Here is a 20059-nt window from a genome sequence, read left to right on the forward strand (position 1 = left end):
TGAAGTACAGGGCCGCAAGCCATTGCCTGGTATTCGGTATACCAGATACGTTGACGCCGCACCGCGGTCACCAGGGGGATTCCGCCGCGACCCCGCGACCCCGCGCCCTCCGCGACCCGAACGAACCACTCGAAGGAGCCACCATGAGCGAGGCCCCCGCCCCGCCTCCGCCCACCGCCCTCCTCGGCGCCGGCCTCCCCGACGGGCGCACCGCCGACGTCCATCTCCGCGACGGCCGCGTGCACGCCGTCGAGGCCCACGTCCCCGGCCGCCCCACCCCGCCCGGCGCCCTCCACCTCGGCGGCGCGCTCCTGCTGCCCGCGCTCGTCGACGGCCACGCCCACCTCGACAAGACCCTCCTCGGCGGGCCCTGGCGCCCGCACCGCGCCACCACCACCCTGCGGGAGCAGATCGCCGCCGAGCGCGCCTCCCGCCGCACCGCCGAGGTGCCCGTCGCCGAGCGGGCCGCCGCCCTCGCCCGCCGGATGGTCTCCCTCGGCACCGGACACGTCCGCTCGCACGTCGACGTGGACCCGGACACCGGCCTCGACCACCTGCACGCCCTCCTCCGCGTCCGCGAGGAGTTCCGCGACCGGCTCGGCATCCAGCTGGTGGCCTTCCCGCAGAGCGGCGTCGTCACCGCCCCGGGCGTCGCCGGCCTCCTCGACGCGGCCCTCGCCGACGGCGCCGACCTCGTCGGCGGACTCGACCCGGTGGGCTTCGACGGCGACGCCGCCGGCCAGCTCGACACCGTCTTCGGCCTCGCCGAGCGCCACGGCAAGGGCATCGACCTGCACCTCCACGACGGCGGCGAGACCGGCACCGCCCAGCTGCGGGACATCGCCGCCCGCACCGCCGCCCTCGGCCTCGGCGGCCGGGTCGCCGTCAGCCACGCCTACGCGCTCGGCGACGTCGACGACACCGAACTCGACCGCACCTGCGCCGCCCTGGCCGCCGCCGGCGTCGCCATCATGACCAACGGGCCCAGCGGCCCCCTGCCGCCCGTCCTCCGGCTGCGCGAGCACGGCGTCCGGGTCTTCGCCGGCTCCGACAACATCCGCGACACCTGGTGGCCCTACGGCACCGCCGACATGCTCGAACGCGCCACGATCATCGGCCTCAGGGCCGGGCTCATGACCGACCCCGAACTGCGCGCCGCCGCCTCCCTCGTCACCGACGAGGCCGCCGCCGCGCTCGGCCTCGACGACTACGGGATCACCCCCGGAGCCCGCGCCGACCTCGTCGCGGTCGCCGCCGGCTCCGTGCCCGAGGCCGTCGCCGCCCACCCCCGCCGGCTGCTCGTGCTGCACGCCGGCCGGATCGTCGGGCCCTTCGCCGACGACGCGTACCCCGAGATCGTCCCGTCCGCCGGAGGAGCGACATGAGCACCGACAGCACCGCCCGCGCGACCCCGGCGGCCCCCGCGGCGGAGAAGCTCGCCGCCGGCCGGATCGGCACCTTCGACCTCGTCTTCTTCGTCGTGGCCGCCGCCGCGCCGCTCACCGTCCTCGCCGGCGTCGCCCCCTTCGCCATCGGCATCGGCGGCCCCGGCGCCCCGCTCGCCTACCTCGTCTCCGGCGCCCTGCTCGCCCTCTTCGCGGCCGGCTTCACCGCGATGAGCCTGCACGTCCGCAACGCCGGGGCGTTCTACGCGTACGTCGCCCGCGGCCTCGGCCGCACCCTCGGCGTCGGCACCGCGTACGTCGCCGTCGTCTCCTACAACCTCGTCACCCCGGGCGTCGCCGCCGCCTTCGGCTACTTCGCCGCCGGTTCGATCCGGGACGCCACCGGCGCCGACGTGCCGTGGTGGCTGCTCTCCGGGCTCTGCGTCCTCGGCGTCGGCGCCCTCGGCTGGCTGAAGGTCACGCTCAGCGCCAAGGTCCTGGGCATCGCCCTGGTCCTGGAGGTCCTGTCGCTGGTCGTCATGGACGCCGGCATCCTCGGCGAGCGCGGCGCGGCCGCCCTCGACACCGCGTCCTTCGCCCCCTCCACGCTCGCCGCCGGCGGCGTCGCGGGCATGTTCGTCCTGGTCATCGGGGCCTTCACCGGCTTCGAGGCCACCGCGATCTTCGCCGAGGAGGTGCGCGAGCCGCACCGGACCGTGCCCCGGGCCACCTTCATCGCGATCGGCTTCCTCGCCGTCTTCTACGCGGCCGGCTGCTGGCTGATCATGGGCGCCTTCGGCACGGACCGCGCCGTGGAGCTGGCCCGCGCCGCCGACGGACCCGAACTGACCTTCCGGGCCGCCGAGCTGTACGCCGGCCCGTGGCTCGCGGACGCCATGCACGGGCTCATCGTGGTCAGCGCCTTCGCCGCCACCCTCGCCTTCCACAACGCCGCCGCCCGCTACCTCTACGCCCTCGGCCGCGAGGGCCTGCTGCCCCGGCGCCTCGGCCGGGTCTCCGGGAAGCACGGCTCGCCGGGCGGCGCCGTCGTCGCGCAGACCGCTTTCAACGCGGCCGTCGTCGCCGTGGGCGCGCTGCTCGCCGCCGACCCGTACGGCGAGGTCTTCCTCTGGACCAACAGCGTCGGCGTCCTCGGCATCATGGGCATGCAGGCCCTCGCCGCGCTCGCCGTCTGGTCCTACTTCCGCCGCGACCGCATGGGCCTCTCGGCCGCCCGGGTCGTCTGGGCGCCGCTCGTCTCCTGCGCGGGCCTCGCGGTCCTCACGGTCCTCGCCGTGGTCCACTTCGACCTGCTGACCGGCCGCACCGGCGCGGTGAACACCGCCCTCCTGGTGCCGCTGCCCCTGGTGCTCGCCGCCGGTCTCCTCGTCGCCCTCCGCATCCGGCGCACGGACCCGGAGCGGTACGCCTCGCTGACGACGGTGGACGTGGAGCGCGACTGAGGGCGTACGGGGGCGCGGTCCGGCCCCCGCCCCGTACGTCACACCAGGCGGCCGTCCCGGGCCACCACCCGGCCCGCGCGGACCACGAGGTCGCGGCCGGGCAGGTCCACCACGGCCTGGGGGGTGCACTCGCCGTCGAGGAGCATGAAGTCGGCGGGGGAGCCCGGCCGGAGGTCGGCCGCCGGGAGGCCGAGGAACTCGGCGCCCCCGTCGGCGGCGAGCCGGAAGCAGGCCTCCAGCTCCTCGTCGAGCCGCAGGTCGAGGGCCCAGGCGGCGAGCCAGGCGCGGTGCAGCATGTCCGCGTTGCCGAACGGGCTCCAGCTGTCCCGCACCCCGTCCGAGCCGAGTCCGACCCGCACCCCGCGCTCGGCCAGCCGGCGGAAGGGCAGGATCGTGGTCACCGAGAGGGCGACCGTGGTGAGCGCGATCCCGGCCTCCGCGAGCAGGTCGGCCGTCTCGTCGAGCTCCCGGCCGCCCAGGCCCGCGACCGCGAACGCGTGTGCCACGCTCACCCGGCCCTGGAGCCCGAGGGCGCGGGTGCGGGCGGCGATGTCCCGCAGCGGGGCGAGGCCCTGCTCGCCGCGGTCGTGGAGGTGGATGTCGAGGCCGAGCCCGTACTCCTCGGCGAGGGCGAAGACCGTGCCCAGCTGGTCGCCGTCGTGGCCGCCGTCCGCGTCGAACCCCGCCGGGTCGATGCCGCCGATGTGGGTGACGAGCCCGCTCGCCGCCGCCTCCGCCAGGAGCTCGGCCACCCCGGGGGTCCGGACGACGCCGTGCTGGGGGAAGGCGACCAGCTCCACGTCGAGGACCCCGGCGAGCTTCCCGGCGGCCTCGGCGACGCCCTCGATGCCGGCGAGCCCGTACGCCGGGGCCACGTCCGCGTGGGCGCGCATCGCCCGGGTGCCCCGCGTGACCGCGTGGGACATCAGCCGCAGCGCCCGCTCGCCCACCGGGGCCGGCAGGGCGCGGGCGAGCTCCACGTCCCCGGCGACGTACTCGGCGATGCCGTGCGCGGGGCGCCTGCTGTGCCAGGGCTCGCCCCAGGAGGTCTTGTCGGGGTGGATGTGCGCGTCGACGAGGGTCGGCAGGGCCAGCCGCCCGCCGCCGTCGACCCGCTCCACGACGGCGCCGTCCGGGACCTCCGCGGCCAGCAGTCCGTCCACCGCGATCAGGTCGCGGGCCGGGCCGCCGTACGGCCGGACGTCGTGGAACAGGGTCGCGGTGCGGGGCGGCGGCGGGGTCACGGGGTCTCCTCGGATGCGGACGGCGTACGGGTGATGATGCCGAGATCTGGTATACCACGGGCCCTCCGGGGAGCCCGCCGCACCGCACCCCGGACCCGCCGCCCAGCACCCGCACCCCGGACCCGCACCCCGGACCCGCCGCACCGCCCCTCACCCGCACCTGGACCCACCGCACCGCACCTCCCCTCCCCTGGGCCACCGCACCCGCCCGCGCCCCTCACCAGCCCAGGTCCTCCAGCGCGTCCAGGTCCGGCACCGCCATCGCCACCGGCTCCGCCTCGTCCGAGCCCACCCGCAGCTCGGCCCAGATCGTCTTCCCGCGCCGGGCGTACCGGGTGCCCCACCGGTCCGCGTACTGGGCGACCAGGTACAGCCCGCGCCCGCCCTCGTCCGTCGTCGCCGCGTGCCGCAAATGCGGAGACGTACTGCTGCCGTCCGACACCTCGCAGATCAGGAACCGGTCGTGGAGCAGCCGGACCCGCACCGGATCCGCCCCGTACCGCACCGCGTTCGTGATCAGCTCGCTGAGCACCAGCTCCGCCGAGAAGGCCAAGCCGTCGAGCCCCCACTCCGCCAGCTTCGCCGCCGCCGCGTTCCGCACCGGCGAGACCGCCGACGGGTCCCGCGCCACCTCCCACTCCGCGATCCGCTCCCGGTCCAGCAGCCGGGTCCGCGCCACGAGGAGCGCGATGTCGTCGCGGGGCACCGGCGACAGCAGCGTCGCCAGGGCGTCCGCGCAGGTCTGCTCCGGACTCCGGTCCGGACGGGACAGGGTGGACCGCAGCAGCCCGATCCCCGCGTCCAGGTCCCGCCCGTGGTCCTCCAGGAGCCCGTCCGTGAACAGGACCAGCTTGCTCCCCTCCGCCAGCCGCAGCTCCGTCGCCTCGAACGGCACGTCGCCGAGCCCGAGCCCCAGCGGCAGCCCCGGCGCCAGCTCGGGGAACTCGACCTTCCCGTCCGGACCCACCAGCGCCGGCCCGGGGTGCCCCGCGCTCGCCACCGTGCACAGCCCCGACGCCGGATCGTAGATCGCGTACAGGCAGGTCGCGCCCGTGATGCCCTCGTCGCGCCGCCGCCCCTCCGCGTCCGGCTCCTCCGGCTCCCGGTCGTCGATCCGGCCCGTCAGCTCGTCGAGGTGGCCGAGGAGCTCGTCCGGCGGCACGTCCAGGGTCGAGAAGTTGTGCACCGCCGTCCGCAGCCGCCCCATCGTCGCCGCCGCGTGCAGCCCGTGCCCCACCACGTCCCCCACCACCAGCGCCACCCGCGCCCCCGGCAGCGGGATCACGTCGAACCAGTCGCCGCCCACCCCCGCCTTCGCCGGGAGGTAGCGGTACGCCACGTCCACCGCGCTCAGCTCCGGCAGCACCCGCGGCAGCAGGCTCCGCTGCAGCGTCACCGCCATCGCGTGCTCCCGGGTGAACCGGCGCGCGTTGTCGATCGCCACCGCCGCCCGCGCCGCCAGCTCCTCCGCGAACGACAGGTCCTCCTCCCCGAACGGCTCAGGGGTGTCCGCCCGCCAGAAGTTCGCCATCCCGAGGACCACCCCGCGGGCCAGCAGCGGCACCGTGAGCAGCGAGTGCATCCCGTACGCCAGCGCCCGCGCCGCACCCTCCGGGTCCTGCGCCCGCCAGCCCTCCGCCGACGCCAGCTCCGCCTGCACCACCGCGTGCCCCGCGTTCAGGGCCTTCGCCATCGGCGTGCTCGGCACGTCGAAGCGGATCGTGTCCCCGACCGCCTGGAGCGGCTGGTCGGGCCGCAGCCCGCTCATCGCCGTCCGCCGCAGCTCCGTGGTCGCCACCCCGGCCTCCGGCGGCTCCTCCCCGCGCAGCACCGGCTCCAGGAGCTCCACCGTGGCGAAGTCCGCGAACCGCGGCACCGCCACCTCCGCCAGCTCCTCCGCCGTCCGCACCACCTCCAGCGTCGTCCCGATCCGCACCCCCGCCTCGTACAGCAGCTGGAGCCGGCCGCGCGCCACCGCCGCCCGGCCCGTCAGCGCCGCCAGCTCGGTGGTGTCCCGCATCGTCATCACGCACCCGGACTCCGCCCCGCCCGCGACGGTCGGCCGCACGCTCACCGCGAGCAGCCGGTCGCCCGCCCGGTGCACCTCGTCCGTCGCCGACCGCCCCGACTCCAGGAGCTCGACCGTACGGGGATCGAGACCGAGCTCGGAGACGTGCCGGCGCTCCGCGTCCGGACCGAGCCCCAGCAGCCGGCGGGCCTCGTCGTTGGCCAGCAGCAGCCGGCGGTCGGCCCCCACGATCAGCACCCCTTCGCGGACCGCGTGCAGCACCGCCTCGTGGTGCTCCTTCATCCGCGTCATCTCCGCCGGCCCGAGCCCGTGCGTCTGCCGCCGCAGCCGCCGGCTCACCAGCGCCGCCCCGCCCACCGCGAGCGCCAGCGCGCCGCCCGCCGCACCGATCAGCAGCGGCAACCGCCCCTGCACCGCGTGCGCGATGCTCTCCACCTCGATGCCGCTGCTCACCATGCCGACGACCCGGCCCTGCTCGTCCACCACGGGTACCACGGCCCGCACCGCGTCGTTCGGCGCGCCCCGGAACAGCTCGGTGAACGACTCGCCGTCCACCGCCGCCCGCGTCAGGTCCCCGGTCGCCTTCCGGCCGATCAGCTCCGGCTCCGAATCGGTGTACCGCACCCCCGACGGGCTCAGGACCGCGATGAAGTCGACGCCGGTGGCCCGCCGGGTCGCCTCCGCCCGGTTCTGGAGCGCCGCCGTCGGATCGGGCGACATCAGCGCCGCGTCGACGCCCGGGGCGTGCGCAAAACCCTCCGCGACGGCGAGCGAGCGGATCCGGGCGTCCCGCTCGGTGTCCTGCCGCGCCTGGTGGAACGTCACGAACACCGCCGCCGCGATCACCAGGAGCGCGATCAGCGCCTCCAGGACGAACACCTGCCCGGCGAGGCTCCGCAGCCCCGTCGCCCGCTCACCCGACGCCCGTCCGCGCGCCCCGCCCCGCCCCCGTCTCCTCCACCGGCCCGCACCGGAGCCGTTCCGGGCCGTCATCCCGTGCTCCGCGCGATGAGCAGCGCCACGTCGTCCGGTGCACCCGGCCGGCGCAGCGCCCGCAGCAGCAGGTCGCAGGTCTCCTCCAGGGGCCCGCGCGCCTCGTCGAGCAGGCCCACCAGCAGCGCGAGCCGCTCGTCGATCGCCTCGTCCCGGGTCTCGATCAGCCCGTCCGTGTACAGCACCAGCCGGTCCCCGGGCCGGAACGGCACCCGCGCCGTGTGGAACGAGCCGCCGCCGACCCCCAGCGGCACCCCCGTCGACAGCCGCACCAGCTCGGCCGGCCCGTCCGCCGGGACCCGTACGGGCGGCAGATGGCCCGCGTTCGCGATCCGGCACCGGTCGCGGACCGGGTCGTGGACGGCGAACAGGCACGTCGCGATGTAGTGCTCCAGGCCAGCCGTGATCCGGTCCAGATGCCGCAGCACCTGCGCGGGGGACAGGTCCAGGTCGGCGAAGGCGCAGGTGGCGGTGCGCAGCCGGCCCATCGTCGCCGCCGCGTCGATCCCGCTGCCCATCACGTCCCCGACGACCAGCGCCGTCTTGTCGTCCGGCAGCTGGATCACGTCGTACCAGTCGCCGCCGACCTCGCTCGACGCCTGCGCCGGCTGGTACCGGGCCGCGATCTCCAGCCCCGGCAGGTCGGGCGGCGCGCCCGGCAGCAGGCTGCGCTGGAGCGTCACCGCCGAGTTCCGCACGCTCTGGTACCAGCGGGCGTTGTCGATGCTCACCGCGGCCCGCGCCGCCAGCTCCGTCGCGAGGAGCACGTCGTCGCCGTCGAACGGCAGCGCGTTCCGGTCCCGCTTCAGGTCGAGGGCCCCGAGCACCTCGCCGCGCGCGATCAGCGGCACCGCCAGGTACGAGTGCACCCCGGCCCGCGCGAGCAGCTCCGCCGCCTGCGGGCTCCGGGCGATCCGGGACAGGTCCCCCGGGCCGACGTGCTCCACCAGGACCGGCAGCCCGGTGTGCACGCACCGGGTGACCAGCCGGTCCGCCCCGTACACGGCGACCTCCCCGGGCGGGTCGGCCGCCGGCAGCGCCTCCGTCCGGCCCGCGGCCTTCACCGCGAGCGCGCGGAACAGCTCGGGCCCCTCCTCGGGCGCGCCCGGCCTGCGCAGTGCGAGGACCGAGTCCAGGACGTCGACGGCGGCGATGTCCGCCAGCTCCGGCACCACCACCGCGGCCAGCTCGTCGGCGGTCCGCTCCACCTCCAGGGTGGTGCCCACCCGGGCCGAGGCGTCCGCGATGAGCGCGAGCCGCCGCCGGGACCGGTCCGCCGCCGCGTCCGCCCGGTGCCGCTCGGTCACGTCGATCACCGACACCGCGACCCCCAGGACCCGGCCCTCGGTCCCCTCCAGGCGGGACAGCGACACCGACCAGGCGTGGTCGTGGTCCGGGTCGGCGGGGGTCCGGCCCGTCGTGGCGTGGTCGAGCAGCGGCTCCCCGGTGGCGAGCACGGCGCGCAGCGCCGCTTCGAGGCCTCCGGTGTCGAGCATCGGCAGCATGTCGCCGAGCCGCCGCCCCACGTGCAGCGCGGCCGGGATGCCGTTGATCCGTTCGAGGGCAGGGTTCACCAGGACGTACCGCAGCTCGGTGTCGAGCAGGGCGAGGCCGATCGGCGACTGGGTGACCAGCCGGTCGGAGAGGGCGAGCTCGGTCTCGACCCGTTCGACGGCGGAGCGGTCGGCGGCGATCCCGAGCGCGTACAGCGACCCCCGGTCGTCGGCGAGCCGCATGTTCCGGAACTCCACCTGCCGGTCGGTCCCGTCCTTGTGCCGTACGGGAAAGGTGCCCGACCAGGTCGTGCCGCCGCGCAGCACCTCGCCGAAGAGGCGGATCGCCTCCTCCCGGTGCTCGGGGCCGACGATCAGCCGGGCCACGTACCGGCCGAGCGCCTCGTCCGCCCGGAAGCCGAAGAGGTCCTCCGCCTGGGGGCTCCACAGCACGATCCGGCCCCGCGCGTCCACCACGACGGCCGCCACCCCGAGGACGTCAAGGAGTCCCTTGCCGTCCAGGGGCACGCCGACCGGCCCCGTCGTCCCCGGAAACGAACCGGCCGTCACCCTGCCCTCCTCCCGCCGGGGCCGCACGCCTCCCTCCATGCTCCCCGCCCCCCGGTCCGGCCGCGCGCCGAGTCCGCGCGCCGAGGCCCGCGGCCCAGGCCAGGCCGGTCAGCGCGAGCAGCGGCAGCAGGACCCGGACGTCGACCACCGCGACCAGGCCCGCGCCGAGCGCGAGGGCCACCGCGTTGGGGGCGAGGACGAGGGTCTGCGCGGTCGCGGCGACCCGGCCCACGGCCTCGGCGGGGGCCTCCCGCTGCACCGCGGTCACCACCGCGACGAGCACCCACGGAAGACCGAGCCCGATGACCGCGCTCGCCGCCAGGGCCGTCGCCCCGTACGGCAGCGCCCGTACCCCCACCGCCGCCGCGAAGAGCGCGAGGCCGGCGGCGGCGAGCGTCCGCTCCGGGATCCGGCGGAGCAGCGGGCCGGTGACCAGGCCGGCGAGGACCGACCCCGCGCCCTGGACCGCGTACAGCACACCGGCGTACGCGGGCGCGTGCCCGAGCACCCGGTCGACCACGGCGTAGATCGCGGCCCCGTTGACCCCGGCGAGCAGCATCGTGACGGCGCCCGTCGCCACCAGCGGCCGCAGCACCGGCGAGGCCCGCAGCAGTCGGACGCCCTCGGCCGTCCCGCGCCACCAGCGGCGGGCCGCGGGCCGCGCGGGCCTCGGCTCGCGCACCGGCATCAGCGCGAACACCGCCGCCGCGACCGCGAAGCTCGCCGCGTCCAGGAGGGCGACGGTGCCGCCGCCGTACCGGGCGAAGAGCCCCGCCGCCACCAGCGGCGCGACCAGCTTCGTCGACTCGTTCGCGCTCATCCGCAGCCCGTTGAACCTGCCGAGCCGCCCCTCGTCGAGAACCGTCGCCACCAGCGCCTGCTCCGCCGCCTCGTGCACCGCGCCCTGCGCCCCGTAGAGCACGAGCACCGCGAACAGCAGCCACACCCGGTCCGCCGACTCCACCCACAGGAGGAGCGGCAGCAGGGCCGCCATCGCCGCGTTCAGGACGACCAGCAGGGGTCGGCGCCGCACCCGGTCCGCGACCGTGCCGAGCAGCGGCCCCAGCAGCACCGGCGCCCAGAGGGCGAACGCGGTCAGGGCCGCCAGACCGTCCGACCCCGTCAGGGACTTCACCCAGATCCCCGACACCAGCCACATCGCCGTCGTGCCGAATCCGGACACGACCACACCCGCCAGATACCCGCGCATGCCCGCAGCCTGACCTCTGAGGAGGCCCCCGCGGATCGGTCGACCGCCCTACGCCGGGGCATGAGACGGGCGGCGGACGCCCTGTGTCAGGCCGCCGGATCCGGTGCGGAGGTCCTCAGGCGGTGTCCGACTCGGGTCCGACGCCCGTGAGGGGCGTCCCCCGGCGCTCGTGGCGCAGCGCGGCTCCCGTCACCACCGCGCCGAGTCCCTCCCAGAGGCCGACGCCGAGGAAGCCGGCGGGGGCGCGGCCGGTGACGACGGCGAGGGTGAAGACCGCGCAGGTGAGGAGACGGAAGGGGACCGTCCACCGGAAGAAGGGCTTCCAGTCGGCGAGGGCGGCCAGCACGTAGTAGACGCCCATGTTGAGCGCCGCCATGGAGGAGGCCGTGAGGAAGACCAGGGTGTGGTCCCCGTCCGCGCGTCCGCCCTCGGGCACCGGCTCGAAGCCCATGACGGTGAGAAGGGCGTCCGGGGCGACCAGGCCCACCACCCCGAGCGCGGCGGCGAGCACGCCGAAGACCGCCATGGTCCAGCCGGACAGGGAACGGGGCAGGCGCACGGCGGTCCTCCGTGGGACGGGAGCAGGGGCACGCCCCGCGATGCGAACACGTTCTCGATCACGGGGTGTGCCCCTGCATATCGTGTGACGGGGCCCGGCGGCCAATCGGCCCCCGTCCCCCGTCACTTCAGCGCCGCCGCCATCATCCTCTGCGCCACCGGAGCCGCCAGGCCGTTGCCGCTGACCTCGGAGCGGGCGGCGCCCGAGTCCTCGATCATCACCGCGACGGCGACCTGCTTCCCGGTGGACGGGTCCTTGGCGTAGGAGATGAACCAGGCGTACGGCGTCTTGCTGTTGTTCTCGCCGTGCTGCGCCGTGCCGGTCTTGCCGCCGACCTCGGCCCCGGCCACGGCCGCGTTGCCGCCCGTGCCCTTCTCGACCACGGTCACCATCGCGCTCCGCAGCTGCTCGGCCGTCGAGGAGGAGACGATCCGCCGGGTGTCCCCGTCCTTGTACGAGGTCAGCGCGTCGCCGTCGGAGTCGACGACCTCCGAGACCATGTGCGGGGCCGCGAGGAGCCCGTCGTTGGCGATCGCGGCCGACACCATGGCCATCTGGAGGGGGGTGGCCGTGACGTCGAACTGGCCGATGCCGGTCAGCGCCGTCTGGGCCTCGTCCATGCCGGAGGGGTACACGCTGGCGTAGGCGCGGACCGGTACGTCGAGCGCGTCGTCGTTGAAGCCGAACTTCTCCGCCATCGCCTTCACCTTGTCCTGCCCCAGGTCGGCCGCCATCTTGCCGAAGACGTTGTTGCAGGAGTACCGGAGCGCGGTGCGGATCGTGGCGTTCTCGCAGGGTGCGGACGCGTTCTCGTTTGGCAGGACCCTCCGGGTGCCCGGCAGCGTGTACGGGTCGGGGCTCTCCGTAGCCGTGTCCACCGAGCCGTAGAGCCCGTCCTCCAGGGCCGCCGCCGCGACGACCAGCTTGAACGTCGAGCCGGGCGGCAGCGGCTGCCGCAGGGCCCGGTTGACCATCGGCTTGTCCTCGTCGGTGGTCAGCGCCTTCCAGGCGTCCCCGCCCGTCGTCCCGGCGATCTTCGACGGGTCGTAGGACGGGGTGGACGCCATGGCGAGGATCCGGCCGGTCACCGGGTCGACGGCGACGGCCGCGCCCTTCTTGCCGCCGAGCGCCCGGTAGGCGGCCTTCTGCACGTCCGGGTCGATCGTGGTGACGACCGTGCCCGGCGCCTGCTGTTTGCGGGTGACGGCGTCCAGCGGGTTCTTCAGCCGGTCGTCGGTGCCGTCGAGGACGCCGGAGTAGATGCCCTCCAGCTGCGTGGCGCCGTACGCCTGCGAGCTGTAGCCCGTGACCGCCGCGTACAGCTCGCCGTCCGTGTAGGTGCGCTGGTAGGCGAGGTCCCCTCCCTTCGTCTTCTTCGAGCCGGTGACCGGCGAGCCGGCCACGACGATGTTGCCGAGCGGCTGCGCGTACTGCGCGATGGTCTTCCGCCGGTTCTTCGAGTCGTCCGCGAGCGCCTTGCCTTCGTACGCCTGCACCCAGGTGGCCCGGCCCAGCAGGGCCAGCACCAGGAGCAGCACGAAGACCGACGTGTGCCTGATCGTCTTGTTCATCGCACCTGTGGGGACGAACGGACCGGTGACGGACGTTCCGGATGTGCCCGGTTTCTCAGCGAACCTTCATGTCGGGCCGCCGGCGAACCTTCGTGTCGGGCCCCCGCGCCGGGTGTGTGATCATGCGGAGGCCCCGGGGGAGGGGCCGAAGACGCGCACGGTGGGGAGTCGGTTGTGGGCAAGGGCGGGGAGCACGGCGGTCCGGACGTGCCGGACGAGGTGTGGGAGCAGTTCCTGCGGACCTCGGCCGACGGTACGGCGGACGCCCCGAAGGAGCCGTCGGCGCGGGCCCGCGAGGTGGCGGCCCGGCTGAGGGCGGAGCCCGCGGAGCCGACGGCGTGGCGGGCGCACACGCCCGTACGCCGTCGGCGGAGGAAGGGCTGGTACGTGGCGGGCTTCGTGGCCGCCCTGGCCCTCCTCGTCGTGGCCGTGGACCCGGGAGGGTTCGTCGGGTGGTCGTCCGGTGGCGACGACGCGGCCGCGCGGCCGCTGGCACAGGAGACGGAGCGGCCGACGCAGGCGCCTCCCGAGGAGCCGGGGGGGCGGGCCACGCTCGCCGAGCCGTTCCGGGGGTCCCCCGCGGTCCGCTGGGCGGACGGCACGGCCGGCATCACCGTGCCCGCCGCCCGGGCGACCGGATGGATGACGCGGGACGAGGTCGCGCGGGCGCTCGCGCGGACCCGCGACTTCCTCGCCGCCGCCAGCCTGGACCCGGCCGTGCTGCGGGGCGGACACCCGGACAAGGCGGTCGCCCTGATCAACCCGCACCAGCCGGACATGCGCTCCTTCGTCACGGCCGCGCTGCGCACACCGGGCGAGGACCACGACCCGCTGACGCTCTTCAGCCGCTTCGACCCGGCGCAGGCCCGCCTCGTCGGGGACGCGGTCAAGACCCGCGGGCGCCTCACCTACCGGGAGGGGAAGCGCGGGGCCCTGGAGGTGACCGCCGACGTCACCTACGTCTACCCGGTCGCCCCGGCGGGCGGCGGCGACGAGGTGGTGCGCGTGATCGTGCGGCGGGAGACCGTGGTGAGCTGGGACGATCCGGCGAAGGTGACGACCGAGAAGGAGACCCTCACCGTGCTGTCGTACCGGGCCGAGACGACCAACGGCGGCTGCGACAACCTCACCGGCTATCTCCGGCCGGAGTTCGGCGGCGGCGGATCGGGCGCCGGCCGGAGCGACCGGACGGTCGACCCCTACGACCGCACCCGGCCGATGACCGACGCCGAAGGCGGCTGCTGGAACGCCACGAGATCCTGAAGGCCACGGGGTCCTGAAGGTCACGGGGTCCTGAAGGCCACGGGGTCCTGAACGCCACGAGGTCCTGAAGGCCACGGGGTCCTGAACGACGGGACACGGGGTCCCTACGGAAGCCCCGGTGGCCGGACGGGCCGCCCCACCCGTCGGCCTCACCCGTCCGCCCGACCCGGCCGCCTCACCCCGTCCGCACGAACCCCGACTCGTACGCCAGGATCACCGCCTGCGTGCGGTCGCGGGCGCCGAGCTTCGCCAGGACCCCCGCGACGTGCGTCTTCACGGTGGCGGGGCCGACGCCGATGCGCTCGGCTATCTCGGCGTTCGTGAGGCCGGCCGCCACCAGCCGCAGGACCTCCGACTCCCGCTCGGTGAGCCGGGCGACCCAGGGAGGGGCGGCCGGCGGACGGCGGCGGGCGTGTTCGGCCGCCAGGCCCCGGACGGCGGCCGGGTAGAGCAGCGAGTCGCTGCGGGCGACCAGGCGGACCGCGCTCACCAGCTCCTCCGCCGCCGCCCGCTTCAGCAGGAAGCCGGCGGCGCCGACGCGCAGCGCGTCGTACACGTAGGAGTCGTTCTCGAAGGTGGTGACGACGACGATCCGGGGCGCCCGGGCCGTGCCGGCGAGGATCTGCTCGGTGGCCCGGATGCCGTCGATCTCCGGCATGCGGACGTCCATCAGGACCACGTCCGGATGCGCGGCCCGCACCACCGAGACCGCCTCGGCGCCGGTGGCCGCCTCGCCGACGACCTCCAGGTCGGGCTCGGCGTCGAGGATCACCCGCAGGGCGGTCCGCACCATCCGCTCGTCGTCGGCGAGCACGACCCTGATCGGGGCGCTCACCGGGGAATCCTGACCGCGAGGCGCCAGACGCCGTCCACCGGGCCCGCCTCGGCGGTGCCGCCGAACAGCCGGGCCCGCTCGCCGACCCCGCGCAGGCCGCGCCCGCCGTGCGGGCGGGCGACCGGGGGCCGCTCGGGCAGGGGGTTCTCCATGGTGATCTCCCATTCCTCGGTCCGTGCGTCGAGCCGTACGGCGACGGGCGCGCCGCCCGCGTGCCGGGCCGCGTTGGTCAGCCCTTCCTGGACGATCCGGTACGCCTCGCGGGACAGCGCCTCCGGTACGGGGTCCAGGTCCCCGGAGACGGTCAGGGTCACCCGCGGTCCCGCGCCCCGCACCAGGGCCTCCAGGGAGTCGAGCCCCGGGCCGGGGCCGGAGCCGGGCCGCTCCGCCTCCCCGTCGTCCCGCAGGACCCCCAGGACCCAGTCCAGCTCCCCGACCGTGCGCCGGGTGGTCTCCTCGATGGCGGTCAGCGCCTCCCGTACGAACTCCAGGTCGGCCCGGTCGCCGTCCAGGACCCGGCGGGCCGCGCCCGCCTGGAGGGTGACCGCGCTCAGCGCGTGGCCGACCGAGTCGTGCAGCTCGCGGGCGAGGCGGTTGCGGGACTCGGCCTCCGCCGCGCGGCGCTCGGCCGCCGCGAGGAGGTCCGCCGGGCTCGGCCCGAGCAGCCGGGGCGCCTGCCGGGCGAGCAGGGTCCCGGTGGCGGCGGCAGCGGCGGCCAGCGCGAGCAGCATGAGCAGCCCGGCCGGGAGCCCCGCCCAGACCCATCCGGGCCGGTCGAGCCCCCAGGTCCGGCCCAGTTCGGACTCCCGGAGCGCCGGGGAGAACGGCAGCGCCATCACCGCCGCCGCGAACGGCGGCAGCGCCAGGCTCGCCCCGCTGATCAGCGCGCCGACGCCCAGGTGCAGGCTGAACCAGCCGGCCGTCCTGGCCTTCTCCGTCCGGCCGTGCGCCGGACCGTCGGCGAACCGGTCCGCGGGCACTCCGCACAGCGCCCGCGCGGCCGCCACCGACATCGGCCGGGCCAGGGGGAAGAGGGCGGTGACGGCGGCGAGCGGCAGCCCCGCCGCGTACGCCCCGAGCTGCACCCCGAGGCCGCCGGTGAACAGGCCGCCGCCGCCGAGCAGCGGCGCCGCGGCGAGCGAGCCGACCATCCAGAAGGGCATGAACAGGGCGCCGCCCAGGATCAGATGGAGCCAGCGGAGCCTGGCCCGCTGCCCGAACAGGGCCGCGACCGGTCTCATGCCCCGGCGCTCCGCCGCCGCAGGAACAGTGCCACGCACGCGGCGAGGAGGAACCCGGTGATCATTTCGCCAGCGTAGGACAGCTGTACGAGCTCGGGGACGCGCTTGGCCGGATCGGGGTCCGGCAGCAGGGCGACGAGCGACAGGTAGGCGCCCCAGCAGCCCACGGCGGCCGAGGCCGTCCAGGCAAGGGCCAGCGTGGTGCGCATCCGGAGCCGCGCGGGCCGCCGCAGCACGAGGAAGAGGGTGAAGGCGACGGCGACGAGGAGGAAGGCGAGCCGTTCGGCCTCCAGGACGTAGAAGTCGGAGTCGCGTTCGGCGATGCGCCGGGCGGACAGCCCCGTGGTCGAGCCGGTCACCCACAGCAGGTGGAGGGAGGCGGGCAGGAGCGCGACCACCGCGCCGGCGAGGGCGAGGGCCCGTGCCCCGGGCCCGGACGTGCGGGCGGGCAGCTCGCCGAGCCGGCCCCGCCAGATGTGCCCCCAGCGGTCCCGGGCGTACAGGGCGAAGAGGGCGCCCAGGGAGAGGCCCTGGAGGATGAAGCCGCCGTAGACGACGGCGAAGACCCAGTCGTCCAGGAAGGGTTCGCTCGGCGTGGCGGCCTCCTCGTCGCCGGTGACGAGGGCGACCGCGAGCTGTGCCGGGTAGCCGGTCATGATCGGGGTGAGCAGTCCGGTCGCCGCCCACATGGGGAGGGCGAGCAGCCAGGCGGGGAACCGCCGGCCCCAGTCCTGGGTGAGCAGCAGGGCGAGGACGACGACGAGGACGTCGGCGACCACCGAGACCGCGTTGGCGATCAGCATCATCTGCCGGTGCTCCAGGAGCACGCTCCCGGCCGGTATGCCGATCTCGCCGCCCGCCACCCAGACGACCTTCAGCGAGATGTACGGGAGGCAGGCGAGGATCGCGAGGACGCGCAGCACGCGGCGGAGGGTGCCGGGGCGACGGTCGGCGCCGGGCGCCGGGGCGGGGAGATGCGCGGTCTGTGTCATGGCTCCAGGCTCCCGCCCTGACCGGCCTCCCCACCTCCTTCTGACAGGGGAACCGCCTCCCCCGCGTGGGGGAGAGGCGGTCCTCCCATGGCCGCCGGGGAACCGGAATTGACCCATCTTTTCGATGATCGATTGAACCCAGCTCAAGGGTCAATGACGTTCTAGGGTAGTGATCATGAACGAGAACGCGACCCTCGCCCCGCTCCTGGCCCGCGCCGCCACCGCCGAGACCACCGCCGACCCGAGCAGTGTGATGACCCTGCTCGCCGACTCCGACACCACCGGCGGACAGCTCACCAGCTACCGCTCCTCGTTCGCGAAGGGCGCGGTCGGGGCTCCGGCGCACTTCCACACCAAGGCCTCCGAGATGTTCTTCGTGCTCGGCGGCTCGCTCCAGGTCCTGGTCGGCGAGGAGTTGACCGTCCTGGAGCAGGGCGACTTCCTCCTCGTCCCGCCGCACACCCCGCACGCCTTCGCGGCGGCGCCCGGCGCCGAGGCCGACGTGCTCTTCGTCTTCACGCCCGGCATGGCCCGCTTCGACTACCTGCGCCTCCTCGGCCGGGTCATGCGCGGCGAGGCGGGCTTCGAGGAGATCAAGGCGTCCTCGGAGCGGTACGACAACCACTACGTCGACAGCCCGGTCTGGCAGCGGGTCCTCGCCGACCGTGCGTGACCGGGGGCGGGCCGGCGGCGTGTGATCAGGGGCGGGTCGACCGCGTCCGATCGGAGGCGGGCCGACCGCGCGTGGTCGGAGGCGGCGGGTCGAGCGTGGTCAGAGGCGGCGGGTCGCGAGCGTCAGCCGGTCCCGCGCGTCGAACAGGGCGTCCTTGATCATCTGCTCGTGGGCCGGGGTGAGCCGCGCCACCGGCACCGAGCAGCTGATCGCGTCCCGGGCCGGGGTCCGGTACGGGATGGCGACGCCGAAGCAGCGCAGGCCGAGGGTGTTCTCCTCGCGGTCCACCGCGTAGCCCTGCTCGCGGATGAGCTGCAGTTCCTCGATGAGCTTCTCGCGGTCGGTGAGGGTGTGCTCGGTCAGTGCCGGGAGGGTCTCCGGGAGCAGCTTGCGCACCTGCTCGTCGGTGTGGGTGGCGAGCAGCGCCTTGCCGAGCGAGGTCGAGTGCGCGGGCAGTCGGCGGCCGACCCGGGTGAAGGGCCGCAGGTAGTGCTGGGACTGGCGGGTCGCCAGGTAGACCACGTTCGTGCCGTCGAGGCGTGCCAGGTGGATGGTCTCGGTGGTGTCGTCGGAGAGTCGGTCCAGGGTGGGCCGGGAGGCGGCCACCACCTCGTCGCCGTCGATGTACGAGGTGCCCACGAGCAGCGCCCGCACCCCGATGCCGTACCGGGTGCCGGTGGAGTCCGTCTCCACCCAGCCGAGCTCGACCAGGGTGCGCAGCAGCATGTACAGGCTGGACTTGGGGTAGCCGACGGCCTCCTGGACGGCGGCGAGCGAATGCATCCCGGGGCGCCCGGCGAAGTACTCGAGCAGCTCCACGGTCCGCACGGCGGACTTCACCTGTGCCCCACCCGCGTCGGCAGTCGCCATGACCCTCACCCCTTTTCCGTTGTCCGGCCGCCCACCCCGTCGCCGACCGGCCGTCCCGGCCGGTCGGGGCCCTTGTGGAGACGCCCGGGCCGTCAATAGAGTCCCGCCCAGATGCGTTCATCTACGGGAACTGTGTTCAGAATAGCGAACAGGGGCGTGGCGGTGGCGGCAGAACCAGTGTGGAGTGTGGACCCCCGGACGGGGAAGCCGCGCGAACAGGTTGCGGTGGAGGCCACGAAGGACGAGGTCGACCGGGCCGTCCGGGCGGCGCACGCCACCCGCGAGGCGCTCGCCGACCGCACCGCGCGGGCCGCCTTCCTCCGTACCGCCGCCGACCTCCTCGACGGGGCCGGCGAGCAGATCGCCGAGGCCGCCGACGCCGAGACCGCCCTCGGGCCCGTCCGCCTCACCGGCGAACTCGCCCGCACCACAGCCCAGTTGAGGGCCTTCGCCGACGTCGTCGAGGAGGGCTCCTTCCTCGACGTGCGGATCGACCTCCCCGACCCCGCCGCCACCCCGCCCCGGCCCGACCTGCGGCGCTGGAAGATCCCGCTCGGCGTCGTCGCCGTCTACGCCGCAAGCAACTTCCCGCTCGCCTTCTCCGTCCCCGGCGGCGACACCGCCAGCGCCCTCGCGGCCGGCTGCCCCGTCGTGGTCAAGGCCCACCCCGACCACCCGGCCACCTCCGAACTCTGCGCCACCCTGCTGCGCCGGGCCGCCGCCAAGACCGGCCTCCCCGAGGACGTCGTCGTCCTCGTCCACGGCTTCGACGCGGGCGTCGAGCTCGTCCGCCACCCGCTCGTCGCGGCCGCCGGCTTCACCGGCTCGATCCGCGGCGGCCGGGCCCTCTTCGACGCGGCCGCCGCCCGCCCCGCACCCATCCCCTTCCACGGCGAACTCGGCTCCCTCAACCCGGTCGTCGTCACCCCGGCCGCCGCCGGGGAGCGGGCCGAGGAGATCGGCGGCGGCCTCGCCGGCTCCATGACCCTGGGCGCGGGCCAGTTCTGCACCAAGCCCGGCCTCGTCCTGGCCCCCCGCGGCGAGGACGGCGACCGCTTCCTCGCCGCGCTCACCGCCGCGGTCAGCGAGACCGAACCGGCCGTGATGCTCGACCACCGGATGCGGGACGCCTTCGTCTCCGGCGTCGCCGAGCGGGCCGCGCTCGACGGGGTGCGCACCACCGTGACGCCCGGCGCGGGCGGCGAGCACACCGTCAGCGCCGGCGTCCTCGACGTCGACGCCGACCGGCTCGCCGGAGGCGGCCACCTCCTCCTCCTCCTGGAGGAGTGCTTCGGCCCCGTCACCGTCGTCGCCCGCTACTCCTCCCGCGAGGAGGTCACCGCCGTCCTCCGCCTGCTGCCCGGCAACCTCACCGCCACCCTGCACATCGCCGCGGAGGACGCCGGGGACCCCGACGCCGCCCCGCTGCTCGCCGAACTCACCCCGCTGGCCGGCCGCGTGCTCGTCAACGGCTGGCCCACCGGCGTCGCCGTCGCGCCCGCCCAGCACCACGGCGGCCCCTACCCGGCCACCACCTCCACCAGCACCTCCGTCGGCGCGACCGCGATCGAGCGCTGGCTGCGCCCGGTCACCTACCAGTCCACCCCCGACCGGCTCCTCCCGCCGGAGCTCCGCGACGACAACCCGCTGGGCGTGCCGAGGCGCTGA

The 20059-nt window shown here is 75.5% G+C and carries 15 protein-coding genes; 5 read left to right on the forward strand and 10 right to left on the reverse strand.

Annotated elements, in window-relative coordinates:
* Nucleotides 1-143: 143 nt before the first annotated feature.
* Entirely contained in the window at nucleotides 144-1385 is a 1242-nt protein-coding gene (locus ACIQFX_RS14675; RefSeq protein ID WP_402462567.1) for an amidohydrolase, read from the forward strand.
* Complete coding sequence (locus ACIQFX_RS14680; RefSeq protein ID WP_402462570.1) at nucleotides 1382-2848, forward strand: APC family permease; 1467 nt, start codon at nucleotides 1382-1384, stop codon at nucleotides 2846-2848. The genes ACIQFX_RS14675 and ACIQFX_RS14680 overlap by 4 nt, the downstream gene beginning before the upstream one ends.
* 38 nt (nucleotides 2849-2886) lie before the next feature.
* On the opposite strand, the gene ACIQFX_RS14685 is transcribed toward ACIQFX_RS14680, so the two are convergent.
* From ACIQFX_RS14685 to ACIQFX_RS14710, 6 genes are all read right to left on the reverse strand, one after another.
* Nucleotides 2887-4107: an amidohydrolase gene (locus ACIQFX_RS14685; protein WP_402462871.1), complete on the reverse strand. Its 1221-nt coding sequence runs from the start codon at nucleotides 4105-4107 to the stop codon at nucleotides 2887-2889.
* Between the two features lie 202 nt (nucleotides 4108-4309).
* A complete protein-coding gene (locus ACIQFX_RS14690; protein ID WP_402462573.1) occupies nucleotides 4310-7114 on the reverse strand; it encodes a SpoIIE family protein phosphatase in 2805 nt (934 codons plus the stop codon).
* Entirely contained in the window at nucleotides 7111-9177 is a 2067-nt protein-coding gene (locus ACIQFX_RS14695) for a SpoIIE family protein phosphatase (protein WP_402462576.1), read from the reverse strand. Before ACIQFX_RS14695 ends, ACIQFX_RS14690 begins: the two co-directional genes overlap by 4 nt.
* A complete protein-coding gene (locus ACIQFX_RS14700) occupies nucleotides 9107-10387 on the reverse strand; it encodes an MFS transporter (RefSeq protein WP_402462580.1) in 1281 nt (426 codons plus the stop codon). Before ACIQFX_RS14700 ends, ACIQFX_RS14695 begins: the two co-directional genes overlap by 71 nt.
* Before the next feature lie 115 nt (nucleotides 10388-10502).
* The gene (locus tag ACIQFX_RS14705; protein ID WP_402462873.1) at nucleotides 10503-10913 is read right to left on the reverse strand and encodes a hypothetical protein; all 411 of its coding nucleotides are present in this window, start codon (nucleotides 10911-10913) and stop codon (nucleotides 10503-10505) included.
* A gap of 155 nt (nucleotides 10914-11068) precedes the next feature.
* Nucleotides 11069-12517 (reverse strand): peptidoglycan D,D-transpeptidase FtsI family protein, encoded by a 1449-nt coding sequence (locus ACIQFX_RS14710; RefSeq protein ID WP_402462583.1) that lies wholly within the window; start codon nucleotides 12515-12517, stop codon nucleotides 11069-11071.
* Between the two features lie 174 nt (nucleotides 12518-12691).
* On the opposite strand from ACIQFX_RS14710, the gene ACIQFX_RS14715 reads away from it, so the two are divergent.
* Nucleotides 12692-13780: a hypothetical protein gene (locus tag ACIQFX_RS14715; RefSeq protein WP_402462586.1), complete on the forward strand. Its 1089-nt coding sequence runs from the start codon at nucleotides 12692-12694 to the stop codon at nucleotides 13778-13780.
* Nucleotides 13781-13955: 175 nt separating this feature from the next.
* On the opposite strand, the gene ACIQFX_RS14720 is transcribed toward ACIQFX_RS14715, so the two are convergent.
* From ACIQFX_RS14720 to ACIQFX_RS14730, 3 genes are read right to left on the reverse strand one after another with little or no spacing between them, the layout of a single operon-like run.
* Nucleotides 13956-14603 carry a response regulator gene (locus tag ACIQFX_RS14720; RefSeq protein WP_402462876.1) on the reverse strand — a complete coding sequence of 216 codons (648 nt, stop codon included), beginning with the start codon at nucleotides 14601-14603 and terminating at the stop codon, nucleotides 13956-13958.
* Nucleotides 14604-14611: 8 nt separating this feature from the next.
* Complete coding sequence (locus ACIQFX_RS14725; protein WP_402462589.1) at nucleotides 14612-15856, reverse strand: sensor histidine kinase; 1245 nt, start codon at nucleotides 15854-15856, stop codon at nucleotides 14612-14614.
* Entirely contained in the window at nucleotides 15853-16848 is a 996-nt protein-coding gene (locus ACIQFX_RS14730; protein ID WP_402462592.1) for a hypothetical protein, read from the reverse strand. The genes ACIQFX_RS14725 and ACIQFX_RS14730 overlap by 4 nt, the downstream gene beginning before the upstream one ends.
* Before the next feature lie 175 nt (nucleotides 16849-17023).
* Between ACIQFX_RS14730 and ACIQFX_RS14735 the strand changes: the two genes are divergently transcribed.
* A complete protein-coding gene (locus ACIQFX_RS14735; protein WP_402462595.1) occupies nucleotides 17024-17521 on the forward strand; it encodes a cupin domain-containing protein in 498 nt (165 codons plus the stop codon).
* Between the two features lie 99 nt (nucleotides 17522-17620).
* On the opposite strand, the gene ACIQFX_RS14740 is transcribed toward ACIQFX_RS14735, so the two are convergent.
* Nucleotides 17621-18391 carry an IclR family transcriptional regulator gene (locus tag ACIQFX_RS14740; RefSeq protein ID WP_402462598.1) on the reverse strand — a complete coding sequence of 257 codons (771 nt, stop codon included), beginning with the start codon at nucleotides 18389-18391 and terminating at the stop codon, nucleotides 17621-17623.
* A 162-nt stretch (nucleotides 18392-18553) separates the two neighbouring features.
* Here ACIQFX_RS14740 and ACIQFX_RS14745 point away from each other — a divergent pair, with 162 nt between their 5' ends.
* The gene (locus ACIQFX_RS14745; protein WP_402462601.1) at nucleotides 18554-20059 is read left to right on the forward strand and encodes an aldehyde dehydrogenase (NADP(+)); all 1506 of its coding nucleotides are present in this window, start codon (nucleotides 18554-18556) and stop codon (nucleotides 20057-20059) included.

The sequence above is a fragment of the Streptomyces sp. NPDC093089 genome (genome assembly GCF_044754405.1).
In the GTDB taxonomy this organism is placed as follows: Bacteria; Actinomycetota; Actinomycetes; order Streptomycetales; family Streptomycetaceae; genus Streptomyces.